General features: G+C 38.2%; 12 protein-coding genes. 4 read left to right on the top strand and 8 right to left on the bottom strand.

What is annotated here, in order from left to right:
- Nucleotides 1–62 precede the first annotated feature (62 nt).
- Nucleotides 63–707: a DUF3318 domain-containing protein gene (locus AACW45_RS14540; protein ID WP_190539992.1), complete on the top strand. Its 645-nt coding sequence runs from the start codon at nt 63–65 to the stop codon at nt 705–707.
- A 174-nt stretch (nt 708–881) separates the two neighbouring features.
- Here the strand turns inward: AACW45_RS14540 and AACW45_RS14545 are convergent, their stop codons facing one another.
- Nucleotides 882–1,679: a 7-carboxy-7-deazaguanine synthase QueE gene (locus tag AACW45_RS14545; protein ID WP_190633272.1), complete on the bottom strand. Its 798-nt coding sequence runs from the start codon at nt 1,677–1,679 to the stop codon at nt 882–884.
- Between the two features lie 221 nt (nt 1,680–1,900).
- Between AACW45_RS14545 and AACW45_RS14550 the strand changes: the two genes are divergently transcribed.
- The gene (locus AACW45_RS14550) at nt 1,901–2,926 is read left to right on the top strand and encodes an anti-sigma factor antagonist (protein WP_190633273.1); all 1,026 of its coding nucleotides are present in this window, start codon (nt 1,901–1,903) and stop codon (nt 2,924–2,926) included.
- Between the two features lie 335 nt (nt 2,927–3,261).
- Here AACW45_RS14550 and AACW45_RS14555 read toward each other — a convergent pair whose 3' ends face one another.
- The 7 genes from AACW45_RS14555 to acnB form a co-directional block, all read right to left on the bottom strand.
- Nucleotides 3,262–4,689 (bottom strand): AAA-like domain-containing protein, encoded by a 1,428-nt coding sequence (locus AACW45_RS14555; RefSeq protein WP_190633274.1) that lies wholly within the window; start codon nt 4,687–4,689, stop codon nt 3,262–3,264.
- A gap of 196 nt (nt 4,690–4,885) precedes the next feature.
- Nucleotides 4,886–5,920: a choice-of-anchor K domain-containing protein gene (locus AACW45_RS14560; protein WP_190633275.1), complete on the bottom strand. Its 1,035-nt coding sequence runs from the start codon at nt 5,918–5,920 to the stop codon at nt 4,886–4,888.
- 765 nt (nt 5,921–6,685) lie between these two features.
- Entirely contained in the window at nt 6,686–7,882 is a 1,197-nt protein-coding gene (locus AACW45_RS14565; RefSeq protein WP_190633276.1) for a hypothetical protein, read from the bottom strand.
- 586 nt (nt 7,883–8,468) lie between these two features.
- Nucleotides 8,469–8,642: a type II toxin-antitoxin system Phd/YefM family antitoxin gene (locus tag AACW45_RS14570; RefSeq protein ID WP_242045487.1), complete on the bottom strand. Its 174-nt coding sequence runs from the start codon at nt 8,640–8,642 to the stop codon at nt 8,469–8,471.
- A gap of 20 nt (nt 8,643–8,662) precedes the next feature.
- Entirely contained in the window at nt 8,663–9,007 is a 345-nt protein-coding gene (locus AACW45_RS14575) for a XisI protein (protein WP_190540011.1), read from the bottom strand.
- A complete protein-coding gene (locus tag AACW45_RS14580; RefSeq protein WP_190633277.1) occupies nt 8,995–9,411 on the bottom strand; it encodes a XisH family protein in 417 nt (138 codons plus the stop codon). Before AACW45_RS14580 ends, AACW45_RS14575 begins: the two co-directional genes overlap by 13 nt.
- A 51-nt stretch (nt 9,412–9,462) precedes the next feature.
- Nucleotides 9,463–12,093: a bifunctional aconitate hydratase 2/2-methylisocitrate dehydratase gene (acnB, locus tag AACW45_RS14585; RefSeq protein WP_190633290.1), complete on the bottom strand. Its 2,631-nt coding sequence runs from the start codon at nt 12,091–12,093 to the stop codon at nt 9,463–9,465.
- 420 nt (nt 12,094–12,513) lie between these two features.
- On the opposite strand from acnB, the gene AACW45_RS14590 reads away from it, so the two are divergent.
- Complete coding sequence (locus tag AACW45_RS14590; protein ID WP_190633278.1) at nt 12,514–12,852, top strand: type II toxin-antitoxin system RelE/ParE family toxin; 339 nt, start codon at nt 12,514–12,516, stop codon at nt 12,850–12,852.
- A complete protein-coding gene (locus AACW45_RS14595) occupies nt 12,845–13,138 on the top strand; it encodes a helix-turn-helix domain-containing transcriptional regulator (RefSeq protein ID WP_190633279.1) in 294 nt (97 codons plus the stop codon). The genes AACW45_RS14590 and AACW45_RS14595 overlap by 8 nt, the downstream gene beginning before the upstream one ends.
- Nucleotides 13,139–13,514: the final 376 nt, after the last annotated feature.

The following is a 13,514-nucleotide window of genomic DNA, read 5'->3' on the forward strand; positions in this document are numbered from 1 at the left end:
AAATAGCTATACTCCAAAGTGATACCCTCACTATATACTGAATTTTTCTAGGGCTGGATTTTATGACATCCTATGCAACCTCCTCTGCCAAAGCAGAAATGAGTGAACTTCGGCGTTTAAAAGGCTTACTACCGCCAGAATTGCAGAGCTGGGTCACCGTTGAAGGCACAACTGAGGTCAATCCACCCCTGATTCGTAGCGAAGAAATTGGTAAAGACCAAGTAGAAATTCAAATTGACTTGGTGAAATGGGATAGCCTAGCTATGGATCAGCGTAATCTGCTGTTTTGGCACGAAGTCGCCCGCATTCAAAATGACACAATTCCCAAAGATGGTTGGGAAATGGCAGCATTAGCTATCGGTTTAGGTGGTGCTGTTGGTGAGTTGTGGGTACAGGATGGATTGTTACTAGTTTTAGCATTAGCACTTTGCGGTGTTTCTGGTTGGCGTTTATACCAAAAAAATAATGGAGAAAAGCAACTAAAAGAATTAGTTGATGCTGATGAAAAAGCGATCGCACTAGCAACTCGCTTTGGTTACAGTCTCCCGAATGCTTATAAAAGTTTGGGTAGTGCTTTAAAAACTTTAATTGACACCACCGCTAGCAAGCGCCAGCGCTCAAAATATGAAGCAAGACTTTCTGCCCTCAAACGCAGTGCCAATAAAGCAAAAACTAAATCTAGACCTGTAGATGAAGGTGGATTTTAATCAGTGTTTTTACCCGCTTCCTAGTTGCTTGTGTAACTAGGAAGCAGGGGAGGACAAGGAGGACAGGGAGGACAAGGGAGACAAGGGAGATAAACAATTCAAAATTCAAAATTAAGAATTCTATTTGACTTTTGACTTTTAGCCAATGCCCAATGCCCAATGCCCCATGCCCTGTTACAACTGATTCAACATTTTATGAGTTTGCGGCACAACACGAACGTGATGCACAAACTTTTTCATTAGAGCTTGCCACTTCAAAACCTGTTCTGGTAAAGGGGCAACTATAGGTTTATTTGCCAATTTCTCCCAGTCAGCCAAAGGTGTGACAGGTTGTAAAAAAATCGGGATTTCAGGACTCACATCTGCCACCAATAAAGCTGAACGCTCCAATTCAGTAGGCTCTGTGTTTTCGGAAATAATTATCTTGACAAAAACATCTAAATGTGAGTCATAACCTAATTTAAGGCATTGAGCGTGTTCTTGCCAATAGCTTTCACCGCTAACACTAGGTAACTTAAAATCCATGCCTACAGAATCTAGGTAGGGTAGGAGCATGGCTAACTGTTCTGGTCGATGACCTCCAGTTTCCAGATATATGGGCAGATTGGTGAGCGATCGCACCTGGGGAAGAAATGAAGCCAAAAAAGGCGCATGAAGTAAAGGTTCGCCCCCAGTTAAGCTGATGCTATCGTGTAGAAAAGGAATATTTTGCCGTTCAACCCATTGTAATAATGTGGGTAGGGAGACAGGATTAGAATGCACTTCAAAATCCCGTAAGCCTGGGGTTTGCTCTATATTACAGGTGTCCGGTGCATTCCAAGTATGGGCGCTATCGCAAAAGTGACAGCGTAAATCACAAAAAGCAAAGCGAATAAAAATCTGCCTTGTCCCGACATTGAGTCCTTCCCCTTGAATAGCAGAAAAGACCTCTATCAGACGTGCAGTAGGATTAAGCGTAGTTTTAGAAGTCATGGGATGATAGCCAGGCGATCGCGCTGCGTCTTCACAACAGCAAGTAAGCTTTTTTAGTCTCTTGTTCTATTGTGAATCTTCGCAGCCATCTACAGTTTCTACCAAGTCACCCGCAATTAGTCCTGATTTCTATTAATTGCAGATGATGATAGGTAATTACATGAGGACAAAATTAATTTTTTGCAGCTTACATTTACCCAGCAATTAAAGTGCAGAGCTTCATGACTAGCCAACTTCAAGAGGTCGATTTTCTCGTTACTTATTTAAATGAAATAGCAATAGTGCAGGTACCTATCCGATTGACTGTGCTTGAAGGCGTAGAATTCAAGCAAACTTGCCAAAAGTTAATTCAGGAAAATGCACAAATCAAGCAAATAATCATCGACTTTCACCAAACTACTTTTATGGATAGTAGTGGTTTAGGTGCTTTAGTCAGTAATTTCAAAACCGCCAAGGAAAAACAAGTATTATTTATACTACGTAATGTAACTCCTCCAGTAATGGCAGTCCTCAACCTCACAGGATTGGATCGAGTTTTTCCTATTGAAGCCTTGGATATATTAGCGCAAAAAGAACAACATAGTCTGCCAAGTACTCAGGTATCGTCTGCGCGTCAGGTTGAGCAGCTACCTACTACTCATCCTTCTGTAGCATCTTGGATGAAACGGTTGATTGATATAGTGGGAGCGCTCTTCGGTTTAATAATTACAGGATTTTTGCTGATTCCCATTGCCATTGCTATTACAATTGACGATCCCGGCCCGATTTTCTTTAGTCAAACCCGTTGTGGTTGGATGGGGAAGCGGTTTGAAATTTGGAAATTTCGCTCCATGTGCGTGGATGCAGAAGCCAAGAAATCCCAAGTAAAAAACCAAGTACAAGGTGCTTTTTTCAAAAATGAAAGCGATCCTAGAGTGACAAAGTTAGGGCGCTTTTTACGGCGTACTAGTCTCGATGAACTACCACAATTTTGGAACGTTCTTCAAGGAGATATGAGTTTAGTTGGTACTCGACCCCCTACGCCTGATGAAGTAGAACGCTATGAAGTCCCAGAATGGCAACGTTTAGATGTCAAACCTGGGATGACAGGCGAATGGCAGGTAAATGGTAGGTCAAAAGTACGTAGTTTTGAAGATGTAATTCGCTTGGATTTACAGTATCAAAAAAATTGGAGTTTGCTGTATGATCTTAAGCTAATTTTTAAAACTGTAGTCATTCTTTTTAATAAGAATAGTGGTGCAGTTTAGCCAATTGCCTGCATTTTAAATTTGTGGGTCACTCATAAATCACAAAATTAATCTGTGCGTCTCAGTTGAATTTACTCTGAGTAGCACAGATTTTTTATTAACGAACTATTAGAGAGTTAAAGTGTAATGGGAAGAATGAAATAAGCAAAGAAAGTTTATGCGATCGCTCTACCGAAACTAAGAGTTAAACAGTTAGGAGAAGATTATGAGTTTACCAATACATGTGAAAATTCCAGAAATACACATAGGGTGGGCAATGCCCACAATATCCGGGTTTTGGTGGGAAATGCCCACCCTACACTACTAATCAACTTAGGACTTACGCAATAAAATAGCTATTTTCCAAAATATTGTTGATATAAATCACAACTTATCATTACTTGATTATTTTGCATATTCACCAGACCCATACTATGTAACTTAAAAGCCTGTACTTGCTCTAACTCTATTGGCGCTTTTGCTTTTAGTACTTGCTCAAAAGCTGTTGCTAGTTCTGGATGCTGTTGTAAACACCACAAGTGTTGATGAAGATATTCACTATAAATTCCGGTATCGGAAGCTGCAGTTTTAGTTAATTTTTCCCAAGTTAAATCTTGGTGTGCTAAATGATAAAAAGCCACACGTAATAAATAAGGATGACCGCCTAAAAGCCACATGAGTTCTGCTAAATCACCAATAGAGATATTGAGTTGATGACGCTGCGCTAAATCTTGCACTTGCTCCCAGCTAAATGAGCGTAACTGTACTGATAAACCTACAGTAAATGGAGATTTGTGTATAGTTAATGGAAGATAAATTTCTGTAGAGTTACTGACTATTATTCGGAGTTTTTTCCATATATCATTATCTTTAGCTTCCTCATGCCAAGAACTTAATAGAGAGAGAAAATCCTGAGCAATTTCGGAGTAATCAAAAATTTGGTTAACTTCATCAAAAGCCAAAACTAGAGGATGTTCTATTTGTAAGAGCAAATATTCTTGCAAATAAATTGTACAGTTTGCCTTACTACCCAAATCCTCATCCCAGTAATCATCTAGCCTGTTTTTCAGCTTAAGTTTATGGGTAATATTGGCACAGATCCAGCGTAATAATTTATTGATATCGGTCAAAATTTTTTTATCTGCTTGTAAAAGATTTAAGCTGACAGTTTGGTAGCCTAATATAGATGCATAAGCCAGAATCCGAACCATGAAAGAGGTTTTTCCCATCTGTCTAGGTGCTTTAATCTGAATCAGAGAACCTGGATTGATTATCTCTTGATAACATCTATGTTCATTCGGAACTCGCTCAATATAAAAAGCAGAATTTAAAGGCACATAACCTTTTGGGATTTCTAAATTGATAGGTTTTTGATGAGTTGCTGTTGTTAATTTCGTCCCAGAGGCATCTACAATCTTTTGTGTACCGTTCAACTGTACCTGCCAACTATAATAAGGCTCAAGTCGCTTCCTTAATCTTTCAATTAGTTTTTGACATCTAATAGAACTTTGATTTGCTTGTCGCCTTTCTACGACAGAGCTAATATTAGTTTTATTGACTTTTTCTCCTAAAACTTCTGAGAGTAGTCTCCATAATTGCGGGGCTACAGTTTGTTTAATATAACTTGCAGAATATTGGAATTCTTCAGCAATCTGATTATAAGTTTTTCTTTGACCATCCCAGGATTCTTGCAAGACCGCCTTTTGAATACCCGTTAGAGATTTTCCTGTCTTGGCATAAACTAATTGTTCAACAAATTCTAATCCTCCCTCAATGTTTTTCATAGTGACTTCAGGTACAGAACAACTAGCATAATTTATACTAGTCTATCCGCTTGATAACTGAATGAAAATGGCGATCGCAATCATCTCAGTTTTTGGCTAATTGAGCTAAACAGCAAAAAATAAAAAATTGCTGTCTCTTCCCAAGGAAGAAACAGCAGTCATCATCAGAGGTTGGCAATCAGTAAAATCTATGAAACTATACCTTGGCTGTGGCTTTTAATTTTTGTCTTTGATTGAGCATAGAACCAGCAGCTAAAGCACCAAAAGCAACTAAACTTAATCCAGAACTAGACTCAGGTACTCTCTTAGGTGGAGCAGTGGTAATTTTAGCGTAAAGGGAAGCTGAGTTACTACCACCTTCTTGAGAAATAAAATCTTTTACAGGGGTGCCATTGGGAGATTGACTAAATCCTACTATCTGCAAGGTATACTCTACATCGGCAATACTGAAGGTGTTTACATTCTTTGGTGTAGAGAAGGTAATTTTATCAGAGCAGATAGCAGTGCTATAGTAAGGGCAATCACTGACTTTTCCTACGTTGGGAGTTTCGTCAATATTAAAGCTAAAGTTGAAAGTCTGTGCTCCAATACCGCTAAAGTTTAAATTAAGTCCAAGATTTACTTTTGAGGCAGCAGTTCCCGCATTGATCGCGTTGTTATAGTGTCTCAGAGTCCCAATTTCAAATATTTCATTCAGATCTAAATTTAGTCCACTAACTCCTTCAAATCCTAATCCACTCTGACCATTTTTTCCCTCTCCCCAACGTACCTGATTCTCTATAGCTTCTGTCTTTGTGGTGCTTGATGTAACCGATGTATTGTTTATCCTGCTGCCATTTTTGCTATTATCTGCGTTATATACAATTTGTGATTTTGTTGTATCAGATACAAGATTCGGTAGACTAGTTGTAGATTTAGTAGAAGTTTTACCTGTTTTTACATCTTTTGTCACTGTAGTAACTTCTGTTACTTCTGTAATTACTTCATTCGTGCTTCTTTTGACAAAAGTATCATTTTTTTTACCTGTTGTTGTCAGTGTTGTTGTTGTTGTAAATAGTGTATTTGTTGTCAGTTCTTGATACTTTACATCACTTCCACCAACTGGATTACTCCAGGTACCAGAAGAAGAGGCTGTTAGGGATAAAGCATTAGCTGATGGAGCCAAAAATCCTAGTGCTGTGGTGGCAGTAATCGCAAGGGAAAATTTTGTCAGAGAATTTAAGGTTGCCATAGAATCAATTATTTTGCAAAAGGTGAATTCTGAGACTGGAGATGCTTGCTCAAAAAATTTATGGTTGTTATAGCTTTCTTAGATAGACATTGCAGCAACCTAAAAAGATCTGAACCTGACTACTAAGAAGTATCTGAAAGTTGGTCGAAAACTATTCAGGTTAATAAAGGCGTATTTCTCACTGGTAAGTTTCAAAAGTAGCCTAAAATTATTTAGAGTAAATTGATGTAGAAAAGATTCTAATTATAGCTAGATGGACTGCTTTTTTGGAAAAAATATAGAAACAAATTGATTATTTATCAGCCTAAATTTGGTAATTTTTCTGTAACCTAATAACTTGAACTATTGTTATCAGTATCTCAACGGAGATTGAAAGGGTAAATATATAAATGTTCGTATCTTGCTATTGTGAAATAAATAAGAGTTGTTTTTATCAAGTCTTTAATTGAACTAGTGCTAACTTTTTATAGGTTTTAATCAAAAGCTTGACAAATTTGATTTACTGTATATCAAACTCTATATGCATAAATATTGGTAAACGTCAATATATACAAGTTATGATCTTTATTTTTGGAGAAGATGGCTAGTGCGATCGCCTGACTTGTCTTCTTGGCTAACCCTGCTGTAAGGAGAAACGGGAAGTTAGTTAGAGTGCGAAGCATTGCTAAACGAATACAGCGATTTCTCAGGAAATACTGAAGCGATCGCATTTCCTGATGTGAGAGTGCGATCGCTTCAGCAGTATAAGATAATTCAAAAAAATAATTATTTAATTCTAAAATTCCAAGTTTTGATAGCTAAATCAACATACCAACCTAAATTATCAGGTGTTTTTTTCTCATAGGATTTCCACCACTGATAAGTATCTTCATCAATGGGTGGTTTCATACCTTTGAGTAGATAAAGAAATAAATGGAATGTATTCAGAGAACCTAGTGAAGCTTGTGATAGATAATGATTAGCCTTAGTCCAGATTGGCATACCATGTCTGTTAAATGATGAGCAGACATGATTTTCAGGTTTATTTTTGGGATCGATCGTAGTTTTAGTACATACTAACCAATCCACAATTGAATTTTCCGAAAAAGGGTTGCTATCTTTTGCTAAAATAAATCCATATCTGGCTACAGGTATTTTTATATTTGTTTTTACATTGGTAGGCAACCACAGAAATAAGTATATGCCTTTACCAGTATTTGTTATTTCTGCTATTTTTTTATGATTTTGTCCTTCACCAGTTCCGTATAGTACTTTTCTATAAGTAGTACTAACCATTTCTTTTACGTTTGGCTGCGCCATTAGCAATGCTCGTAAATTTGTAAAATCGTATTTACATTCTTGAGGTAATTTGCTTCTAAAATTGGAAGTAAACGCTGGTAAAGTTATATTAGATAATTCATCGTCAGCACGATTTTTAGATAAACCAAAAATAGGGTAAGGTATATCATATACACAATCATCTATTTTAAATAGACCTGATTGATTATTAAGCTCTAGACTGAATTCATAAAAATATATATTGTCCTCAAATTTTGAGGATTCTTTATCTGTATAATTATCTTCATGAAAAATCGGTGCGATCGCTATTAAATTTACTGGTAAAGAGTAATCTATTATATTTTCAAAAGGCATCTCTAATAAAAGAGCTTTTCGATAACGAATTAATTGAGAAACTAGCCCTCTGTCTTCTTCATTTTTTAACTCTATAAGAACTGGCTGTTTGGAAATTTTATGGCTACATAATAAATCACATCGTTGCATTTTAATGCCAAACTGTCGCTTAACTAAAATCAAATCAGTAAATATTTTTTCAAAATTTTCTTCGATATAATCTTCCAAATCCATCTCTGATTGAAAGCGTAGCTTTTCACCTGCATATATTAATTTACGATTATCCTTATCTGAGGCTTTATTAAATGATTTCAGGTTATTTGTTAAATGTTTCGCTTTGAGATATGGCATAGTAATTATAGAGTTTAATTCTAAATAAGAGATGCTTAGATATATACACTAAATTTAAATAATCTAACACCAAGCAATATTTTATTCATCAAAAAACACAGATATACAGGGAGCATCCCAAATGTGCAAAAACGCCCTCACCCTATAAGGGTGGGGCTAGAAATACGAAGCCTGCCTTCGCAGGCTAAAAGTTTGATAGCCTGCGAAGGCAGGCTTTGTTGGTATAGCAATACCCTAGAAGGGTATTGCGTCAAAATTGGGATGCTCCCGATATACATATCTAAAATAGTCTCAAATGAAAATGTAAATTTCAGTGCCATTACTGAAATACAAAGTTTGTAAAGAACTTCTATTTACTCGTAAGCTTGCTGCGCTAGTAGGTTAGGTTGAACGTAGTGAAACCCAACAAACCCTCGAAAATGTTGGGTTTAGTTCCTCAACCCAACCTACAGAGCTTTACAAGTATATAAGTAATCAATTTTCAAATTTTTGACTGTAACTGATAATATTCTATTTTCGGTAAGCGATGATACCCTGCCATAAATTAATCTCTCCTCATCCTCAAGAGATTAACATCTTTTTAACTTCATCTAAAGGTGCAGAAGAACTGTCTTTTTTCTTCTTTTTTAGCTTCGCGTAAATCTCTCAAATCTTCTAAATCTTCTAATAATTCTTGAATTTGCAAAAATTCTTCGTAGGGCAGAACAGCAAATTCCTTTTGTCCATTTTTTGAGATAAATTCAGGATGTAAATCAATCATTTTAAACCTATCTTTTTATTTTAAGCAACAGCAAACTCAGTCAATTTACGAGTTTCTGGAGAGTGAAAGGCTAAAACAATATCTTCTTTCGGTACACCTTCCCTTAATAACTCAGTAGCGATTCCTTCCTCAGTCCAATCTTCCTCAATGTAAATCTTCTCATTTTTAATGCGAACATAAACAGTAATTGCAGTAATTTTTTTCTCGTCATGCCAACCAACTTGAAACCAAATATATTGATCTCTTTGTTCATCCAAAGCTAAGACACTATCAACTCCAGAAGGATTAGGAGTTTGTGATGCTAATTGTTCATATTCTGTGAGAATTTTTTTGATTAAATTCCGATAATTTGCTAGTTTATCCATTTAACAATCTCCTCGGTTTTCAAATCAACAATAATTAGAAGTAAATTAGTCTCTTCAATTACTAATGAAATTGCTTTTTGCTGAAAAAATGATTGATAAATAGCTTTACTAATCCCTAAATAAATTTTAGTTTCGGGCACAACAGCTTTTAATAAAGTACGATAAATAATATATTGACCTAAAGCTGTTTCAAATTCACGCATCGGTGAACGACTAATAAAACTTTTGATTTCTACAATAATTTGTTGTCCATTACGTTCAACTTCTAAAGTTCTATCAGCAAGTAAATCAGCAAATAACTGAATTTTTTCATATTTAATGGTATAAGGATCAGCCGTAATCGTCCAGCCATCTTTAATTAAGGCATTTTTAACCGCATCATGGTATATATCTTTTGCTGGCATTGTCACCCTGTTAATAACAGTAAGGTGGGCATTACACCCACCCTAGTTAAACTATACCAACAAAGCCTGCTGTTCCTTAGAAATCACTCGCCCTTCATCCTCAAAACCGACGATTTGATCGAAGTTCAAATATCGATACAAATTGTCAGCAAAAGGATTAATCTTTTTCGCCACAATATCTAAGTATTCTTGTACTGTGGGAATGCGTCCTAACAATGCACAAACTGCGGCTAATTCTGCGGAACCTAAATACACTCTTGCACCTTTACCCATGCGATTATTAAAGTTGCGGGTAGAGGTAGAAAATACAGTTGTGCCATCAGCAACTCGCGCCTGATTTCCCATGCATAAACTGCATCCTGGCATTTCTGTTCTCGCACCAGCCGCACCAAATACGCTATATACACCTTCTTCTTTTAATTGGTTTTCGTCCATGCGGGTTGGTGGTGCTATCCACAGGCGTGTTTTTACTTCACCTGCGCCTTCTAAAACTTTCGCGGTTGCGCGATAATGACCGATATTTGTCATACAAGAACCAACGAATACTTCTTGTACTGGATCGTTAGCAACTTCCGATAATAATTTAACATTATCGGGGTCATTGGGAGCAGCAACAATGGGTTCTTTGATTTCGTTCAAATCAATTTCAATGATTTCGGCATACTCTGCATCTGCATCGGCTTCAAGTAATACGGGATTGGCTAACCATTCTTCCATTTTGGCGACACGACGCATGATAGTACGCTCATCGTGATAACCTCTGGCTACCATGTTCTTTAACAGCGCAATATTAGAACGCAGATATTCGGAAATTGTTTCTGTACTCAGTTTAATTGTGCAACCTGCACAGGAACGTTCGGCAGATGCATCTGTTAATTCAAAGGCTTGTTCTACTTTTAAATCGGGTAAGCCTTCCATTTCTAAAATTCGCCCAGAGAAGATGTTTTTCTTGTTCTCTTTCTCTACTGTTAACAATCCTTTTTGAATGGCGACGTAGGGAATGGCGTTAACAATATCTCTGAGGGTAATTCCTGGTTGTAATTCTCCTTTGAATCTTACCAAAACTGATTCTGGCATATCCAAAGGCATGACACCTAAGGCTGCGGCAAAAGCTACTAACCCGGAACCTGCGGGGAAGGAAATACCTAAAGGAAAGCGGGTGTGAGAATCGCCACCAGTACCGACGGTATCGGGTAACAGCATCCGGTTTAGCCAAGAGTGAATGATACCATCACCAGGACGTAGGGCAACGCCGCCACGTTGGGCGAAAAAGTCTGGTAAGTCGTGGTGGGTTTTGATATCTACTGGTTTGGGATAAGCTGCGGTGTGACAGAAACTCTGCATTACCAAATCAGCACTGAAACCAAGACAGGCGAGTTCTTTTAATTCATCGCGGGTCATGGGGCCTGTGGTATCTTGGGAACCAACGGTAGTCATGATCGGTTCGCAAGATGTACCAGGGCGAACGCCAGGTAATCCGCAAGCTTTCCCTACCATTTTCTGGGCGAGGGTGTAGCCTTTACCTGTATCTTCTGGTGCTTGGGGACGAATAAATAAGGTGCTGGGTTCTAAACCTAATGCTTGGCGGGTTTTGTCGGTGAGGGTACGCCCAATTAACAAAGGTATACGTCCACCTGCACGGACTTCATCAAGAATTGTATCGGGTTTGAGGGTGAAGGTGGAAATTACTTCGCCGGCTTCGTTGGTAATTTCGCCTTTGTAGGGATGGATGGTAATCACATCACCTGTTTCTAATTTGGTGACATCACACTGAATTGGCAAAGCACCAGCATCTTCAGCTGTATTAAAAAAGATAGGCGCGATCGCACCACCTAAAATATATCCCCCTGCGCGTTTGTTGGGAACGAAGGGAATATCATTACCCATGTGCCACAATACGGAGTTAATAGCAGATTTCCGCGATGAACCGGTACCCACTACATCCCCAACATAAGCCACAGGATGTCCTTTTTGCTTTAACTCGGCAATGGTGTTTAAGCTTCCCGGTTGCCGTGACTCTAACATGGCTAAGGCGTGTAGGGGAATATCCGGGCGTGTGGTAGCGTGGGTAGCGGGGGATAAGTCGTCGGTGTTGGTTTCCCCAGAAACTTTGAAGACTGTGACGGTAATTGCTTTGGGGAGTTGGGGACGAACAGTAAACCACTCCGCTTCTGCCCATGAATCTATCACGCGCTTGGCAAAGGGATTGGTTTTAGATAGTTCCAAAACATCATGGAAAGCATCATACACCAACAGAATTTTACTCAGGGCGTTGGCGGCGTATGCGGCGATGGGTTCTTTTCCTTGTCCCCCCATTACCAAGGGGGTTTCGGAAGAGTCGGAGACAGAAACGGTGGGAGTTTGCAGCAATTCAATTAAAGCTTGGACATTGTAGCCGCCTACCATCGTTCCTAGTAATTCTACCGCCTGGATACGGGAAATTAAGGGACTTTTGGTTTCACCTTTAGCGATCGCAGTTAAAAACCCTGCTTTCACATAAGCAGCTGCATCAACTCCGGGGGGTACGCGATCGCGCAATAAATGCAATAATGTATCTTCTTCCCCTGGTGGCGGATTTTTGAGCAATTCACATAATTCTGATGTTTGCTTTGCATCCAATGGTAGGGGAGGAATACCGAGTTGGGCGCGTTCTACAACATGCTGACGGTATTGTTCTAACATTTTTGTATTCTCCATTGGGATGTTCTACTCTTAATTATGAAATATTTTTTGGCAATATTTGGCTATCAAAGTTTACTCCATTTTTATAGCTGAATGCCTTACTTATAATTGGGTGTTAGCAATTTTTTCTCATACTTAAAGTATAGTTTAATTCCCAGTTGACATGAAGATATCTAAACTGTCACATTTGAATATTATTTAACGATTAATTATTACCATCATATCAGCAACAGGCTATCACCAAAACAATTGTCAATTCGCAATTCATATTTCTCAAGTAAAATGTACGATCTCATTGGACAATTGTTAATTAATGGTTTTCAAACCCTGACTGATTTGATAACTGCAAATTGCGTAGCTTGCTTCGCGAAGGGTACTGTAAATTGCCAATTGTCATGACAATTTTTGCTCAAATTTATTATGGAAGTTCAACCACAGGATATTAGAAATTATTTAAGTAGTGATGGTAAAGATATTTTTTCTGAGTGGTTTGACTCTCTGCGTGATAGAAGAGCAAAGGCTAAAATAAGAGCAAGACTTGACCGAGTAGAAGAGGGTAATTTAGGTGATTATAAATCAGTTGGTGATGGTGTTTTTGAACTGAGAATAGACTATGCTTCTGGCTACCGTATATACTTTGGTCAGGAAGGTTCAGCAATTATTATTCTTTTGTGTGGTGGCGATAAAAGCACCCAGGATAAAGATATTACTAAAGCCAAGAAATATTGGCAAGACTATAGGAGTAGAGATGATGCCTAGAAGTACAAGCTATCACGAAAAACTGATACAAGACCTTCAAAATCCCCTAGAAGCAGCAGCTTATATTGAGGTTGTTTTAGAAGAAGGCGATCCGAAAATGATGAGTAAAGCACTTAAAAATATTATAGAAGCGCAAGGTGGAGTTGATCGTCTGTCTGCACAAGTCAAGGAACGATACAATAAACTTGACCAGATGCTATTAGATAAAGGCGAAATTGAGTTTTACAGTCTAAACTCTTTGTTGGATGCTTTAGGGTTACATTTAGCAGTAACAGTAAAGCCATAATTTGCAATTCGCAATTCGCAATATCGCAAGCGGTGAATCCTGCGGATACGCTATGCGTTCACGTACCGTTCTCGGAGAGTAGGCTAACGCCAACGCAATTCGCAGTTTGTAATTGATGAAGCTCTTCAACCAAAGCAGTTTCAGGATTATTCGATATCCTTCACTCATCAACTCAATTGGAAAAATAGCTCATTCGATGATCCTAGTAATTACGCACCGAACACAAAAACCCCCACAAGGGTGGTCAAAAGTCAATAGTCAATAGTCAAAATTCACTGGAGTTTAGACTAAACACATGACAAAGTAACTCAGGATAACTGAGTGACAAGCTTTACACCCAAAAATGGAAAAATCAACGAATTAAGTAGATTGTGGT

This window comes from Calothrix sp. FACHB-168, assembly GCF_963889195.1.
GTDB lineage: Bacteria > Cyanobacteriota > Cyanobacteriia > Cyanobacteriales > Nostocaceae > Aulosira > Aulosira anomala_A.

Coding starts and splice junctions, on each gene's coding strand:
- acnB (WP_190633290.1), bottom strand. CDS start 12,093: ATGTTAGAACAATACCGTCAGCATGTTGTAGAACGCGCCCAACTCGGT.
- AACW45_RS14570 (WP_242045487.1), bottom strand. CDS start 8,642: ATGATTGATTTACATCCTGAATTTATCTCAAAAAATGGACAAAAGGAA.
- AACW45_RS14545 (WP_190633272.1), bottom strand. CDS start 1,679: ATGACTTCTAAAACTACGCTTAATCCTACTGCACGTCTGATAGAGGTC.
- AACW45_RS14560 (WP_190633275.1), bottom strand. CDS start 5,920: ATGGCAACCTTAAATTCTCTGACAAAATTTTCCCTTGCGATTACTGCC.
- AACW45_RS14595 (WP_190633279.1), top strand. CDS start 12,845: ATGCCTAGAAGTACAAGCTATCACGAAAAACTGATACAAGACCTTCAA.
- AACW45_RS14565 (WP_190633276.1), bottom strand. CDS start 7,882: ATGCCATATCTCAAAGCGAAACATTTAACAAATAACCTGAAATCATTT.
- AACW45_RS14555 (WP_190633274.1), bottom strand. CDS start 4,689: ATGAAAAACATTGAGGGAGGATTAGAATTTGTTGAACAATTAGTTTAT.
- AACW45_RS14540 (WP_190539992.1), top strand. CDS start 63: ATGACATCCTATGCAACCTCCTCTGCCAAAGCAGAAATGAGTGAACTT.
- AACW45_RS14590 (WP_190633278.1), top strand. CDS start 12,514: ATGGAAGTTCAACCACAGGATATTAGAAATTATTTAAGTAGTGATGGT.
- AACW45_RS14580 (WP_190633277.1), bottom strand. CDS start 9,411: ATGCCAGCAAAAGATATATACCATGATGCGGTTAAAAATGCCTTAATT.
- AACW45_RS14550 (WP_190633273.1), top strand. CDS start 1,901: ATGACTAGCCAACTTCAAGAGGTCGATTTTCTCGTTACTTATTTAAAT.
- AACW45_RS14575 (WP_190540011.1), bottom strand. CDS start 9,007: ATGGATAAACTAGCAAATTATCGGAATTTAATCAAAAAAATTCTCACA.